The organism is Deltaproteobacteria bacterium (assembly GCA_020848905.1).
In the GTDB taxonomy this organism is placed as follows: Bacteria; Myxococcota_A; Polyangia.
Window position 1 is genome coordinate 266,398 of record JADLHG010000031.1, and the last position, 15,108, is coordinate 281,505.

Genomic DNA, 15,108 nt, shown 5'->3' on the forward strand with positions numbered 1-15,108 from the left:
TACTACAGTTCCCCGGGAATTGAGGGAGGATGAACCGTCCGCGCGAGAAACCCGTCGAGAAGCCGGTCCGACGCAGGCCCTTCGCCCTGCGGGTGGTGCTCTGGCTCGTCTGCCTCGGCGTGCTCGGCGGCCTGCTCGGGGCCGTCGGGGTGGTCGGCCTCTTCCTCTACTACGGCTCCGACCCGAAGCTGCCGCGGATCGGCGCGCTCCACGACTACCGGCCGAAGACGGTCACGCGTATCCTCGACCGCCGCGGAGTGCTGATCGGCGAGCTCTCGGCTGAACGGCGCACCGTGGTTCCCTACACGCGCATCCCCAGGGTGCTCGTCCAGGCGGTGGTCTCCGCCGAGGACGCGGGGTTCTTCCAGCACCGCGGGCTCGACTACGTCGGGATGCTGCGGGCGCTCGTGAACAACCTGCGCGCCGGCCGTTACGCGCAGGGCGGTAGCACCATCACCCAGCAAGTGGTCAAGACCTTTCTCCTCGGGCCGGAACGCACGATCCGGCGCAAGGTGCAGGATGTGATCCTCGCGCGTCGGCTCGAGAGCGAGCTCTCCAAGGACCAGATCCTGAACCTCTACCTGCAGCAGATCTACTTCGGCCACGGCCGCTACGGGGTGCAGGAGGCGTCGCGCTTCTTCTTCGGCCGCGACGTGGAGAGGCTCGGGCTGGGCGAGGCAGCCATGCTGGCGGGGCTGCCGCAGTCCCCCGAGCGGCTCTCGCCGCTGCGCTACCCGGAGCGGGCGAAGCGTCGGCAGCTCTACGTGCTGCGCGAGATGGCGCGACGGGGCCACATCTCTCCCGAGCAGGCCCGCAAGGTGGGGGCGCAGCCGATCGAGGTCGTGCGGCACCAGCGGCCGTTCTTCAACGTGGCGCCCGAGCTGGTGGACCTCGTGCGCGACCACCTGTCGAAGACCTTCGGCGCCGACAAGCTCACCACTCTGGGCCTGCAGGTTCAGACCACCGTGGACGCGCGCCTGCAGCAATCGGCGCGGGAGGCGCTGCAGTGGGGGCTCCGCGCTCTCGACGCGCGCGAGGGCTACGGCGGGAAGGTGGCGCACGTCGCCCCGGCCCAGGTGGCCAAGGTCCTGAAGCGCCTCGCACGCACCCAGCCCAAGCTGGAAGCCCCGGGGCAGCTCCAGGGCCTCGTGACCAGGATCGACGACGTCGAGCAGGAGGTGGAGGTGAACCTCGGGCGGGCCTCGGCGACGGTGCGGGTGGACGACGAGCGCTACAACCCGCAGAAGGATGCGCCCTCCCGTCGTTTCGCCGTCGGAGATCTGATCCGCGTGCGGTGGGAGGGGGATCAATACGTCTTCGACGGGGGCCCGCAAGGGGCGCTGGTGGCGATCGACCCGCGGACCGGAGAGGTCAGGGCCATGGTGGGTGGCTACGACTTCGCGCCCGGGGGGTTCAACCGGGCGCTCCAGGCCCTTCGGCAGCCGGGGAGCTCCTTCAAGCCCTTCCTCTACGCGGCGGCGCTCGACTCGGGACGCTACACGGCGGCCTCGGTGATCGAGGATGGGCCGGTGAGCTTCGGCAACTGGGAGCCGAAGAACTTCGACGGGGTCTACCGCGGGCCCGTGCGCCTGCGAGAGGCCGTCGCGCATTCGATCAACACCGTAGCGGCCCGGGTGATGAAGGACGTCGGACCGCCGGCCGTGCAGCGGCTCGCCGGCGCGCTGGGGATCGCCACTCCGCTGGCCTCGGACCTGAGCCTGGCCCTCGGCAGTTCTGAAGTGCGCGTTCTAGATCTTGCGCTCGCATACGCGGCCTTTGCCAACGGCGGACAGGCCGTCGAGCCGCACTACGTGACGCGGGTCGGCAGCCAGGAGGTGCCTCTCTCTCCTCCGCGCCGCGTGATCCGGCCGGAGGTGGCGTACCTCGTGACGAGTCTCCTGCAGAGCGTGGTGAGCGAGGGGACGGGGCAGCGGGCCCAGCAGCTTCGCCATCCGGTGGCGGGGAAGACCGGCACCACGAACGAGCAGAAGGACGTGTGGTTCGTCGGGTACACCCCGGAGCTTCTCACCGCCGTGTGGGTCGGGTTCGACACCCCGCGTTCGCTCGGCAAGCGCGAGACCGGGGGGCGCGCGGCGATCCCGATCTGGGTGCGGTTCATGCAAAAGGCGCTCGCGGGTCTGCCACGGCAGAGCTTTCCGCGGCCGAGCGGGTTGGTGGTGCAGCGGGTGGACCCGAGGAGCGGGCTGCTCGCGCCGACGGGGGCGCTCGAGGGGATGGACGAGCTCTTCATCGCCGGGACCGAGCCGAAGGAGACGGCGCCGCAGGTGGACCCCACCACCTCGGACACGGTGCTGCTCGGCACGGCGCCGGTCGTCCCATGAGGGCGCGCCTCGGCTTCGGTCCGGCGGCGCTCGTGGCGAGCCTCGTCGGGCTCGCGCCGGGAGGACGCGCCGAGCGGAGCGGCACGCTGGACCAGCTCGCGGATGGGTTCGACCGACGCCTCGAGGAAGCGGCGCGGGGCGTGCGACGGGCGCGCGTGGACCTGGGCCTCACGGTCGAGCGCGGAGCGGGGCTCGGTCGGAGCGGCGAGCTCGTGGGCGTGGTGCGGCGTCTCGTGCTCGCGCGGCTCGTGCGTCGAGGCTATCGGTCGGTCTCGTCGCTGCCTGCGGCGGACACCGCCGAGGAGCAGCGGCTGCGCGCGCGGCGGGCGGGGTTCGAGCTCCTGGTGGCGGCCGAGCTGGTCCTGAGCGAAGGGCACCTCCACCTGCGCGGGGTGCTCTTGCCCACGGACGCCTCTCTCTTTCGTGACGCGGTTCAGCCGGAGAGAGGGGCGATCGCGCACCTCGACGCCCGGGTTCGGGCGGACGCCGAGGTCCGCGCGTACCTGGGCCAGCCCGCCGCCCGGCGCACCGGCTACGCGCTGCAGGGCGGGGGATGGAAGGGCGAGCCGGTGCTCGACCTGGCCGTGGCGGACCTGGATCGGGACGGACGTCCGGAGGTGGTCGCGCTCCACGCCCGGTCGGTGAGCGTCGTGCGCTCTCGCGGCGGCGGCCACTTCGCGACGGTGGAGAGCTTGGGGTTGGCGGGAGCGGGTGCTTCTCGCCGTCCCCGACGGGCCCTCGGGACCCTGCGCGTGGCGGACCTGGATGGGGACGGGGTGCCGGAGCTGCTCCTCCGGTCGAGCGAGTATGCCGACGGAGCGGAGCTGGTCCGCCAGCAGGGGGCTCTGCGGCAGCGAAGGAGCCTGGCGGGTTTCCCGGTGGCGACGGTGGCGGTCGGACGAGGTGCGGTCGCTGCGGTGCTCTCGCTCTCGGGGGGTGGGGACTTCTTCTCTCCCGCGGACCTCTCGGTGGGCGCGGGGGCCCCGAGCCAGGCCTCGGCTCGACGCCTCCCCGCGGCCTTCTACATGGCGCAGCGTGCGAGGGTGGGGGGACCCGGCGGCGGCGCGACCTACTGGGGGACGGTAGACCTGGCGGGGCGTCTCGAGGTGCACGCGGAGGCGGGAGGGACGACGGCCGCCGTCCTCGCCGGAAGCGGCGTGGCGTTCGCGCTCGGCGACCTGGACGACGACGGCGGGCTCGAGGTCGTGAGCACACTGAGCGGGGATGGGGACGAGCACGACGATCGACTGCTGATCCATGCGCTCGGCGGCGGAGCGCCGCGCCTGGTGTGGCGCAGTCCGGAGCTCCCCGGCCGGGTGACGGCCGTGGCGTGCGGTGACCTGGACGGGGACGGGCGACTGGACGTGGTGGCCTCGGTCGAAGATCGCGAGGGACGCGCGTCGCTCTACGGAGTGGAGTGATGCGGAGGGCGGCGACCCGGTGGCGTCTCGCGCTCGTCGGCGCGTGTCTTCTCCTCGGCGGCGCGGCCGGGGCCTACCTGCCCGGCCACTACGGTGGTCGCCTGACCGGTCCGCTCTCGGAGGAGGTCGTCACGTTCGACCCGGCGCAGGCGACGCGTGAGGCGGAGCTTCAGGTGACGGCTCTGCTCTACGACGCGCTCTACCGACGAGATGCGCGAGGAAGGCCGACGCCACAGCTCGCGGAGGCGCTGCCCGACTGCGACGCGGAGGGGCGAACGTGCCGCATTGCCTTGCGGTCGGGGGTGATTCTTCACGACGGCCGCACGCTCGCGGCGCGCGACGTGGTGACCTCGCTCGGGCGTGTCCGTCGCGGGCCTCACGCGTATCTGCTGGCTGCGGTGCAGGGGATCGCTGTCGAGAAGGATCAGGTCGTGCTGCGGCTGCCGCGAGCGACGCCGGACCTCGCGCTGGCGCTGAGCGCGCCCGCTACGGCCATCGCGGTGGCGAGCCGTGGGGGCCTGACGGGGAGCGGACCCTTCCAGCTCGCAGCCCGCCGTGCCGGGGCGCTCTCGCTCAAGGCCCACGCGACGTGCTTCGCTGGCCGCCCCTACGTCGAGCAGCTCGAGCTCAGACACTTTCCCTCCGCGTCGGCCGAGGCGGCGGCCTATCAGGTGGGGGCGCTCCAGCTCTCGTACCACGGTACAGCCGTCTTCGGCGGCACTCCCCGGTACCGTGCCCGTCCGGTCGAGCTCTCCTCCGCCGGGGCGATGCTCCACCTCGCGGTCGGGGCAGCCCCCGCCTGGCTCGCGGACCGGCGCGTGCGCGAGGCGCTCGGGCACGCGATCGACCGGCGACGCCTGGCGCGCCTCGTGGGAGGCGGTCGCTCGCTGCCGGCCGAGGGGCCGGTGGACGGTGGACCGCTCGCCGACCGCTGGACGCCGCATGGATTCGACCGAGGCGTGGCTCGCCGGTTGCTGGTAGCCGCTGCCGCGGGGCACGCGGAGCTGCAATCCCTTGGGCAGGGAGGGCGCGCGCGCGTGACGCTCCTCGTGGATGGGAGTCGTGCGGCCGACCGCGCCGTGGCCACGCAGCTCGTGGCCGATCTGGATCAGGTGGGCCTGGCGGTGACCGTGGAGAGCGCGGCAGCCAGCGACTACGCGGCGCGGCTAGCGCGCGGCGCGTTCCACCTGGCGCTCGCGCGGGTCGTGCCGCAGCTGCCAGAGCCCGCAATAGCCCTCGCGAGTGTCTTCGCCGCGGCCGGGGAGGGGGCCGCGGCCCGGCGCTGCGTGGCCCACGGAGCCTGTGCGGCGAGCGATTTGGCCCGGCTGCGTCGCAAGCTCTCCGTGATCCCCCTGCTTCGCACCACGGTGCGGCTGGACGTGGATGCGCGTCTCGGCGGCTTCCGCCGGCTGGGTGCGGCGGCGGTCCCGTACGCGGACCTCTACTGGCTGCGTCGCTGATGCGCATCCGGGGCAAACTCGCGCTGGTCGCGGCCAGCGCCAGTATCCTGCCGGTGGTAGCCGCAGCCCTCGTCGGGCGCTCGGTCGTGGAACGACGCTTCACCGCCGAGCTCGCGGGCCTGCTCTCGGACGGCGAGCAGGAGGTCAAAGCCCAGTACGACCGCCTGCGGGAGGAGCTCGCGGAGGCCGTGCAGCGTCTGGCCGATCCGGAGGATCACTTCACCGGCCCGATCCTGATCGCGATCGCCAAGGGCGACGCGGAGGAGCTCTACCCGAGCCTCGCCGCGGAGGCGCCTCGCGTGATGCGCGAGCGCGGCCTCGATCTGCTGGCGATCGTGGACTCCGGGCGACGGGTCCTCGCGGCGGGGCACTTCCCGGGGCGGGTGGGCGACCTCTACGCGGGCGTCCCCGGCGGGGCCAGCGCGACGCTGCTGCGAAGCGAACGGCTCCTCGAGAGCGGACGCCCTGTCTCGCGACTCACGCTACAGAGCTGGAGGGTGGCGCGCTCGCCCCTCGGGCCGTCGGTGCGGGTGATGGGAGGCCTCGCGTTCGAGCAGCGGCTGCTCCGCAGGTTGCGTCTTCGCGAGGGGACGGTCGCCGTGCTCGAGGGTCCCCGTGGGGGAGGCCTCGCGAGCTCGACTCCGATGCTCGCCGCCTACGAACGGTACCCGCGACGCACCGTGCGGCTCGCCGACCGCCGGCACACGGAGCTGGCCCGCGTGACGCTCCTCGTCCCCGACACGCGATTACGGATGGCGCTGCAGGCCATCGACTACACGGCGGCCGCTCTGGTGGCGGGCGGGCTGCTCCTGGCCCTCCTGCTCGGCGCGCTGACGGCCGGCATCTCGCGCCCCCTCGAGCAGCTCGCGAAGGGGGCCGAGGCCGTGGCCGCCGGAGATCTGGATCGGACCATCCCGGCCGGCGGTCGCGACGAGGTGGGGGAGCTCGTCGCGGCCTTCAACCACATGACCGCGCAGCTCAAGGACTCCAAGGAGCAGCTGCGGGCGGCGGAGCGCATCGCGGCCTGGCGCGAGCTCGCCCAGCGCATCGCGCACGAGATCAAGAACCCGCTCACTCCCATCCAGACCTCGATCGAGACGCTGCGGAAGGTGCACCAGAAGCGGCACCCGGCGTTCGAGGAGGTATTCGAGGAATCCACGCGCACGATTCTCGAGGAGGTGGACCGGCTGAAGCGGATCGTCACCGAGTTTTCGAGCTTCGCGCGGCTCCCCAAGCCCACCCTCGGGCCCTGTGACCTGCGCGAGGTGCTGCGGGGCGCCGCGTCGCTCTACGCGACCGAGGAGGTGCCGGTGAGCTGCGCGCTCCCCGAGGCCTTTCCGGAGGTCACCGCCGACCGCGAGCAGCTCGTGCAGGTGCTCGGGAACCTGCTGAAGAACGCGCGAGAGGCCGTGGCGGGCCGACAGGAACCCCGCATCGAGGTCGGGCTCCGCGCGACGGCCGGGTGGGCCGAGCTGACGGTGGCCGACAACGGCCCGGGGTTCGAGGACGCGGACCGCGAGCGCCTCTTCGCGCCCTACTTCACGACCAAGGCGGGGAGCGGCGGAAGCGGCCTCGGGCTGGCCATCGTCGAGCGTATCGTGCGGGACCACGGCGGGACGATCGACGCCCGGCGTGGGGCCGAGGGGGGGGCGACCTTCGTGGTACGCTTGCCGCTGGCGGTGGGCGCCAGCCAGGCGGCGGCGGGTCCGCGGGAGGTGAGCTGACGATGCGCGTCGTGACCGTTCCGATCTTGAGCGACAACTACAGCTACCTCGTGATCTGCGACGAGACGCGGCGCGCCGCGGTCGTAGACCCCGGGGAGGCGGACCCAATCCGCCGGGCCCTGCGCGACGAGGGGGTGGAGCTGGAGGCGATCCTTTGCACGCACCACCACGGGGACCACGTGGCGGCGGTGGAGGCCTTCTCGCAGGAGGGGCGCTGTCGCGTCTACGGCCCGGCGAGCGAAGGGGGGCGCCTCCCCGCGCTGAGCCACCCGCTGGAGGACGGCGGAGAGGTGGCGGTCGGTCGCCTGCGCGGACGCGTGATGGCCACCCCGGGTCACACGCTCGGGAGCGCGGTCTACCTCTTCGAGGGCGCGGTCTTTACCGGCGACACCCTCTTCGGCGGCGGGTGCGGCCGTCTCTTCGAGGGGGACGCGCCGACCCTCTACGCCTCGTTGCAGCGGCTGGCGGCGCTGCCCCCGGAGACCGAGCTCTACTTCGGGCACGAGTACACGCTGAAGAACCTCCAGTTCGCGCGCGGCGTGGACCCGGAAAACCCCGATCTCCTGGCGCGGATCGTGGGAGCGGAGGAGGCGCGTGCAGCGGGCCGCCCGACCGTTCCGAGCACGGTGGCGCTCGAGCGGGCCACGAATCCGTTCCTCCGCTGCGGCGAGGGGGCGATCGTGGCGCACCTCGGGTTGGACGGTGCCGAGGCGGCGGGGGGCGACCCGGTGGGTGTCTTCGCCCGGCTGCGCGAGCTGCGTAACGTGTTCTAGAACGATGTATCTAGAATGGGCGAGCGGGAGCGGCCTCGGTCGCGAGTGTCAAACGCCGTAGCGCTCGTGCAGGGCGTCCTCGTTCACCGCCCGCCCCACCAGCTCGGCGAGCTCGAGCGACCGTGGCGGCAGGCGACGCCGCTTCTCCTCGAGGAACGCGCGGTAGTCGCCGAAAACGAGGAGCCAGACGTAGCGCCTTCCCTCCTGCACCGCCGGGCTGAAGGAGACCGGGAAGAGCGCGAAGGTCTTCGGCGCGCGTCCGGGTCTCGGGGCGTGCTTCTCGACGAGTTTCCGGTAGGGCGCTTCGTCCTCGGGGTGGAGCAGGTCCCAGTGGCCGTAGGCGAGCGTCTTGTCGCGGAGCCCGAGGCGGTCGAGGAGCAGGGCCACCGGATAGCCACCCGTGAAGCGCGCGTTCACGTCGGTGATCTGGAGGGTGCGGCCGTTCTGGAAGTAGTCCATCCCGCAGAGCAGCCCTTCGGGGGCGGCGTAGCCGGCCCGCTGGAGCTCGGCCGTGCAGGCCAGCAGCCCCTGGAACTGCGCGTCGTTGAGGTATAGGCGCGGCGAGTAGACGTTGCCGAACCACTGGTTCTGGTAGGTGAGCTTGCGGCGCACGTTCGCGAGCGAGACCCCTGTCGGCCGAAGGACGAAGTCCGCGATCTCCTCGGACCAGCGCCGGCGGTCGATCGCCTCCTGGACCACGAAGGTGGTGCCCGTGGCGTAGCTCTCCGCGAAGGCGGCGCAGTCGGCTGCGCGACGGAGGCGCTTGACGTTGAAGCCGCCGCCGAGCCCGTCGGCCTTGGCGTAGACCGCGGTGCGCGGGAAGCCCAGGTGCCGCGCGAGCACCTCGGGGCGAAGCTGCGCGCTCGGCACGACGAGCGACCGCGGGATGGGGTAACCGGCGCGCGGCGCCCGCCGGACGAGCTCGATCTTGGAGTTCGCCGTCTGGGTGGCGCGGAGCTCGCGGCGGATGGAGGCCACCTCGGCCACCGCGTACGAGTAGCAGACGGAGAGGACGCGCCCCGCTGCCGGGCGCACCCGGAGCGCGCGACGGTAGAGCTCTCTCGGGGGGGCGAAGTGGAGCTGGCGCGTGGGGGTGAGCCCCATCCGCTCGTAGAATCGACCGTGCCAGCGCAGGAGCTCGGGGGTCGTCAGCCAGAGCTCGTCGAGGACGAGCTGGTCGTCGGGCTTGGAGAGCGGCCACATGGCGAGGGCGTAGGGCAGGATGTTGTAGCGCATCAGCTCGTGGTGGCGGAGCTGGTGCGCGCCGAGACGCCGCTCGGGGGCGAACATCAGCCCCTCGTCCCCCGCCATGCAGTAGACGTCCGGGCGCAGGGGAGAGGGGGCGAAGGGACCGATCGGGGCGGAAGGAGGCATCGGGGCGGCTCGGTCAGAGCGCCGCGCGCTGTTCGGGGGTCGGCTCGAGCGGAATCCCGGCCTGCCGCCAGCTCGTGGCCACCTGGGAGAGGCAGTCGAGCAGGTGGTCGATCTGCGCCACCTCGTTGTTGGAGGTGACGGTCACGCGCAGGGCCTCCTTGCCGCGGGGCATGGTGGGGTAGGGGCACGAGGTGAGGAAGATCCCCTGGTCGTAGAGGCGGCGGGAGGCGTCGATCAGCTTCTCGGTGTTCCCGGCCCAGATGGAGATGATCGGAAAGAGGGTCTTGGTCATGACGAAGAAGCCCATCCCGCGCAGGCCCTCCACGAGGCGCTTCGTCAGCTGGTAGACCTTCGCCCGCCGCTCGTCGCCGACCTTGGGCTGGAGGTCCAGCGCCGCGCTGAGCACACCCATGGCGTAGGGGGTGGACGGGTGCGTGTAGTCCAGGGGCTTGGCGTAGGCCATCAGGTACTCCTTCATCTCCGGGGTCACCGAGAGGAAGGCGGCCGCGCCGGCGAGGCCCTTGGCCGTCCCCGCCACGTACATCACGTTGTCGTAGGAGAGGCCCGCGTGCTTCACCACGCCGTTGCCGGAGAAGCCGTAGGGCATCGCAGCGGCCGGGCGCTCGCCGAGGAAGGCGAAGCCGTGCCCGTCGTCCACGTAGAGGAGTGCGCCGTATCTCTTGGCCAGCGGGGCGAGCTCGGCCAGCGCCGCGTAGTCGCCGGTCATGCTGTAGACGCCGTCCACGCAGATGAGCTTGCGCTTCGCGTCCTGGTGCCGCTCGAGGAGGTGCTCGAGCTGGTCGAAGTGGTCCTGCCGGTAGCTCGCCAGGATCGTGCCCTTGTCGCGCGCCAGCTGCGCCGCCTGGTACATCGTGGCGTGGGCCGACTTGTCGAGGACGATGAGGTCCCCCTTCTTCATGAGCGCGGGGATCGTTCCCACGCCGAGCAGGGTCGTGTTGGGAAAGAGGAGCGTGTCCTCGACGCCGATGAAGCGGGCGAGCTTCGCCTCGACCTCGGAGAAGAGCTCGTGATAGCCCATCAGGCGCGCGCGGCTGGTGTGCAGACCGTACTGCTTTACGGCCCGGACGCCGGCCTCGAGCAGCGCCTCCTGCTCCTGGTCGAAGCTGATGTAGTTGCACGAGGCGAAGTCGAAGAGCTGGTGGCCCGAGGCGTCGGTGAGGACGCGCCCCTTGGCCGAGACGATGCGCACGTTGTACTGCTTGCTCTCGCGTAGGACCGCCAGCAGCGGATCGCGCTGGTCTCCCTCTCCCGGTTGAATGAAGGTGTCTTGAAGGTGTCTGGCCATGGCTCCCTCCACGGAGGGCCATCTTGCCACAGCTTCAGCGTGACGAGAGAGGGGCGGCCTCCGGTTCGACCCAGACGCAGTTGCTGTGGAAGGTGCTCTGGCCCGCCACGTCCCCGAGGCGGTCGGAGGTCGTCGCGTTGGCGTTTTGCCCGTCGTCGGCGAGGCTGGGCCAGTAGCCCTTGGGCGTGCAGACCACGCCGCGGCGGAGATCGGCGCTCAGGCGCGCCACGAGGGTCAGCCGTCCGCGCTGGTTATGCACGCGCACCCGTGCTCCGTCGCGGATGCCGCGCGCAACCGCGTCCTCGGGATGGATCTCGAGGAGCGCCGGCCCCTGGCGTCGGCGGAGCGAGGCTTGCGCGCCGAAGCTCGAGCTCACGAAGTGATGCGCGGCGGGGGTGAGCAGGACGAGCGGCGCGCGGTCGTCGGTCTCCGAGGCCTGGGAGAGCTCGTGCGAGGGGAGGAAGTCGGGGAGGGCCTCGAGGCCCGTGCGTGCCAGCGCCTCGCACGACAGCTCGAGCCGGCCCGAGGGGGTCGGAAAGCGGCCGTCGGCGAAGGGGACGTGACCCGCGGGGAGGGCGTAGGGGACGGTCCCCTCGCGCTTCAGTCGGTCGAGCGTGATGCCCTCGAGGAGCGGGTTGGTGCGGCGCGTGGCGTCGAGAACCTCGGCGATCGTCGCGTCGCCGTCGGTCGAGAGCCAGGCGTCGTCGAAGCCCATCGCCTGCGCGAGGGCTCGACAGGTGTCCCAGTTGCTCCGCGCCTCCCCGAGAGGTTCGATGGCCGCGTGGTTGTAGCGCAGGAGGCGCTGGCCGTAGCCCTTGTGCAGGTCGCACTGCTCGAGCTGCGAGGTGGCGGGCAGGACCAGATCGGCGAAGCGCGCGGTGTCCGTCAGATAGAGGTCGTGCACCACGGTGAAGAGATCCTCGCGCGCGAGCCCCTGCCGCACGAGGGCCGAGCGCGGCGCGCTGGCGGCGGGGTTCGCGGCGAAGACGTAGAGCGAGAGGATCGGAGGGTTTCGGACCTCGCCCGTCAGCGCCGCCCCGAGTCGGTTCATGTTCACCACCCGCGGCGTGGGTGGGCACGCGCTCGGGTGCCCCACGGCCTCGGTGGCCCAGCGCACGTACCCGCTCGTGGAATACCAGAGCCCGCCGCCGCGCACTCCGTACTGACCCGTCAGGCCGGGGAGGGAGGCCACGGCCTGGACCGTGCGTCCCCCGTTCTCGTGCCGCTGCAGGCCGTCGGCGATCTTGATCGCCGCGGGGCGCGTCGTGCCGTAGCGGCGTGCGAGGGCCACGATCCGTTCGGGCGCGATCCCCGTCAGCTCGCTCGCCCGTGCCGGCGGGAACGCGCGCAGTCGCTCCCGGAGGGCCGGCCAGCCGACGCTCTGCCGCGCGAGCCAGGCTTCGTCGACCAGGCCCTCCTCGGCGAGGACGTGCATGAGCCCGAGAGCAAGCGCCCCGTCGGTGGCGGGTCGCGGGGCGAGGTGCTCGTCCGCGCTGCGCGCGCTCAGGCTGCGCCGCGGGTCGATGACCACCACGTACGCTCCCCGGCGCTGCGCCTCGCGGACGAGCGGGACGGTGTGCGGGGCGGTCGTAGCGGGGTTGTGGCCCCACAAGATGATCAGCCGGCTCTCGGCCAGATCTGCGGGGTCGGGGGACCAGCGCGCGCCGAGCATCGCCTCCACGACGTGCTCCCCTGCGGCGCCGCAGATCGATCGCTCGAGTCCCGAGGCGCCGAGGCGGTTCCAGAGGCGTGAGGAGGCGACGGCGTTCTGCAGGAGTCCGAGCGTGCCGCCGTAGGAGTAGGGGAGGATCGCGGCCCCTCCCTCCCGCGCGAGGAGGGCGCTCCAGCGGGAGGAGATCTCTGCCAGCGCCTCTTCCCAGGTCACGCGCTCGAAGGTGCCGCTCCCCTTCGGCCCTCTGCGGCGCAGCGGGTGCTCGAGCCGGGCCGGGCCGTAGACCCATTCGAGGTACGGCCGAACCTTGGCGCAGAGCCACCCGCGGGTGAGCGGATGGTCCGGGTCCCCCTCGACCCGAGTGGCGCGCCCCCCCTCGACGGTAGTGAGCATGCCGCACGCGTCGGGGCAGTCGTGAGGGCAGACCCCTCGCACGAGCTGGGTTGCGGATGGGGGCCGGGGATCCATGATCTCCTCATAGCACGCGCGAGGAGAGGCCGGCCGGGACGGTCGTTCCGAATTTTATTTGCGCGCAAGATCGCAAAAACAAACAGTGGCGAAGGCTAATAATCGTCAAATTCAATGTTTGATAGCTTGCATCAGAAGCTGATAGCTCGAGCTTTTTTGGCCCCCACATGGGCCGTGTATGCCCCACTGCGGAGAGGTGAGATATGTGTAATACATTGAAATAATGTGATAATTTTTCACAAAATTCTCTTTCGATCGAGGGATTTTTATGTAAATATTATTTGAAAGCTGTCGTACATTATTCACTGACAGTGTTTGCCGCGGTCGCAGAGCAAACGAACCGGCCCCGGGGGCCAAGGAGGAACCCATGGTGACGCTCAGAAGAAGACTGACGCACGTGGTCGTCGTTTGCGTGGGCTCCTTCGCCTGGGCTGCGTGCGGTACCCCCGACGATGGCGCGTGGCAGCCGGGCGAGACGCCGCAGGCGAGCGGCACGGTGTCCGGCGTGGCCAAGCTCCCGCGTAACCCGAAGGAGGTTACGACCGAGGTGGACCCGGTGCCGGGAGGCGGCGGTGTCCGGTTCGCGTGCGAGCTCCCCTCGGGTCCCGGCTACCCGTACCTGCTCGAGCCAGGCGCCGACGTCCCGTTCCGCGGCTCGTCCAACGGCACCACCTTCTGCCTCGGGGAGTCGGCGGACGCCGGGCAGGAGTTCTGCCTCTGGGTCACGCGGCTCGAGGCGCGGCAGCGTGCCATCGCCGAGTGCCACAAGACGGTGGTGAGGGCGCTGAACGAGGCCGGGCTCGACGCGGTGAGCGGTTCCGCCGAGCGCTGGGCGGAGGTCAAGCGCGGGTACGTGCCTCAGGCCTGGGCCGTGCCGGCCGAGGAGATCGGCCTCGACCTCGGTTTCTACTCGGGAGCCGTGGCCCTGATGATGAACGGCGGGAGCTCGCTGCAGGCCCCGTCCACCCCGTTCTGCTTCCAGAAGAACGTCGGCGCCGAGGTGGGCGAGGCCAAGGCCGAGCTTCTGCGGCGCCTCTACGACCTCTGGCGCGACCACGAGACGAAGGAGAAGGCCACCCTCGTGGCGCTGCAGCGGGGCGTGGACGTGCCCGCGCAGGACGGAGTGGCGGGCGTGAAGATGTCCGTCCGGTTCGTGGAGGTCGGCCCGTCCGAGCTCCCCGTGAAGCGCTCCTGCTCCTTCTTCATCCCGCCGCTTCTCTACTAGTCCTCGTTCGTCTCCTTCGCACCCCGCCGAGCTACTTCCCCGCACGGTACGCCAGGGCAGCTGCTCCCCCCACGAGCGCGAGAGCCAGCAGCCCCGCGAGCAAGGCCGGCCACCGCCGCGGACCGGCCGCGCTCCGCGCCTCGAGCGTGGGGAGCAGGTAGCTGAGCGCGAGGCCCGCGAGAATCCCTCCCACGTGGGCCGCGTGGTCCACCGACCCGGTACCGACGACGAGTCCGTAGAAGGCGACGAGGGTGGCGAGGACGTGCCAGGGTCGGAAGCGCGAGTGGTCGTCTCCGCCGAGGAGCTGCCGGAGCCGGAGGCCTGCCACCAGCCCGAGGAGTCCGAGCACCGCTCCCGAGGCGCCGGCCTTGATGGCGGGACCCGGGGAGACCACGAAGCTGACCCAGTTTCCCGCCACGCCGCAGAGCACGTAGGCCGCGAAGCCGTAGCCTACGCCGAAGGCGCGCAGCGCGAGCGCGCCGAGGACCCCCAGGCTGACGGTGTTGCCCACGAGGTGCGTCGCGCCGATGTGCAGGAAGACGGCGGTCACGGTTCGCCACCACTGCCCCTCGCGCAGGAGCTGGGCCTGACTGGCCCCGAAGCGCAGCAGCACGCGATGCGCCTCGGAGCCTCCGGCGCGCTCCATCAGGGAGAAGACCCCGAGATTGACCAGCATGAGGCCGACGACCCAGTAGAACCCCGGGCGCGGGACCTCCGGCGGCGGACGGTCGCGCAGCGCGCGCAGGCGCTGTTCCGTGCGCTCCTCGTCGAGAATCCGCTGGGCCTCGGCGAGCCGTTCGGTCGGCACGTGGACGGCCCAGCCGCGCGACGCGTCGGGATCCACGAGGACGAGCGGCAGGACCCGCGCGTCGATGGCCTGACTCGTCAGCACGAGTCGCAGCTCCTCGGCCTCCCGTCGCGTCGGCGGGCGACAGAGCTCCACGAAGGCCGCGTCGCTCACGGGTAGGCGCGGATCATCTCGAGGTATCGCTCCTCGACGGCCGGTGCCGAGCGTGCGAGCGCTAGCCGCTCCAGGCGGCACAGGAAGTCCAGGCGCACCGGCTCGCGCGTCACGCCGTAGACCGTCGGGACGGTTTCCGCCTCGCCTGTCAGGGTGCGCAGCCACCAGCGCCCCGACTCGAGGAGCCGGAGCGCACGGAAGCAGCGGTGGGCGGTGGACAGTCGTCCGAGGCGCGCCTCGTCTCCCACGCACGCCACGAAGGGGCGGCGCGCCTCGTCAAGGCGTGCCTCGAGCTCCTGCGCGCACACGGACACGGAGCCACAGCGGGGGCGGCACGGCGCGGTGCGAGGGATCGTGGCGGGGGGCGGACACCCCGCGGCGC

At 71.7% G+C, this 15,108-nt stretch carries 11 protein-coding genes; 6 read left to right on the forward strand and 5 right to left on the reverse strand.

What is annotated here, in order from left to right:
- Positions 1-29: 29 nt before the first annotated feature.
- Genes IT371_13395 through gloB form a run of 5 tightly spaced genes read left to right on the forward strand, consistent with a single transcriptional unit; the run spans position 30 to position 7,720 of the window.
- A complete protein-coding gene (locus tag IT371_13395) occupies positions 30-2,342 on the forward strand; it encodes a PBP1A family penicillin-binding protein (GenBank protein MCC6748649.1) in 2,313 nt (770 codons plus the stop codon).
- Entirely contained in the window at positions 2,339-3,763 is a 1,425-nt protein-coding gene (locus IT371_13400) for a VCBS repeat-containing protein (protein ID MCC6748650.1), read from the forward strand. Before IT371_13395 ends, IT371_13400 begins: the two co-directional genes overlap by 4 nt.
- On the forward strand, positions 3,763-5,223 hold the full coding sequence (locus IT371_13405; protein MCC6748651.1) for a hypothetical protein: 1,461 nt from the start codon (positions 3,763-3,765) through the stop codon (positions 5,221-5,223). Before IT371_13400 ends, IT371_13405 begins: the two co-directional genes overlap by 1 nt.
- Positions 5,223-6,947, forward strand: coding sequence for a HAMP domain-containing protein (locus tag IT371_13410; protein ID MCC6748652.1), 1,725 nt, complete (start codon positions 5,223-5,225; stop codon positions 6,945-6,947). The genes IT371_13405 and IT371_13410 overlap by 1 nt, the downstream gene beginning before the upstream one ends.
- 2 nt (positions 6,948-6,949) lie before the next feature.
- Positions 6,950-7,720: a hydroxyacylglutathione hydrolase gene (gene gloB / locus IT371_13415; GenBank protein ID MCC6748653.1), complete on the forward strand. Its 771-nt coding sequence runs from the start codon at positions 6,950-6,952 to the stop codon at positions 7,718-7,720.
- Between the two features lie 48 nt (positions 7,721-7,768).
- On the opposite strand, the gene IT371_13420 is transcribed toward gloB, so the two are convergent.
- Genes IT371_13420 through IT371_13430 form a run of 3 tightly spaced genes read right to left on the reverse strand, consistent with a single transcriptional unit; the run spans position 7,769 to position 12,540 of the window.
- Entirely contained in the window at positions 7,769-9,094 is a 1,326-nt protein-coding gene (locus IT371_13420) for a hypothetical protein (protein MCC6748654.1), read from the reverse strand.
- A 13-nt stretch (positions 9,095-9,107) separates the two neighbouring features.
- Positions 9,108-10,400, reverse strand: coding sequence for a pyridoxal phosphate-dependent aminotransferase family protein (locus IT371_13425; protein MCC6748655.1), 1,293 nt, complete (start codon positions 10,398-10,400; stop codon positions 9,108-9,110).
- Between the two features lie 34 nt (positions 10,401-10,434).
- Positions 10,435-12,540 (reverse strand): molybdopterin oxidoreductase family protein, encoded by a 2,106-nt coding sequence (locus IT371_13430; protein ID MCC6748656.1) that lies wholly within the window; start codon positions 12,538-12,540, stop codon positions 10,435-10,437.
- A 367-nt stretch (positions 12,541-12,907) separates the two neighbouring features.
- Here IT371_13430 and IT371_13435 point away from each other — a divergent pair, with 367 nt between their 5' ends.
- A complete protein-coding gene (locus IT371_13435; protein MCC6748657.1) occupies positions 12,908-13,765 on the forward strand; it encodes a hypothetical protein in 858 nt (285 codons plus the stop codon).
- Between the two features lie 31 nt (positions 13,766-13,796).
- On the opposite strand, the gene IT371_13440 is transcribed toward IT371_13435, so the two are convergent.
- Together IT371_13440 and IT371_13445 are read right to left on the reverse strand one after the other, a co-directional pair.
- Complete coding sequence (locus tag IT371_13440) at positions 13,797-14,726, reverse strand: rhomboid family intramembrane serine protease (protein ID MCC6748658.1); 930 nt, start codon at positions 14,724-14,726, stop codon at positions 13,797-13,799.
- Positions 14,723-15,040: a hypothetical protein gene (locus tag IT371_13445; protein ID MCC6748659.1), complete on the reverse strand. Its 318-nt coding sequence runs from the start codon at positions 15,038-15,040 to the stop codon at positions 14,723-14,725. Before IT371_13445 ends, IT371_13440 begins: the two co-directional genes overlap by 4 nt.
- Positions 15,041-15,108: the final 68 nt, after the last annotated feature.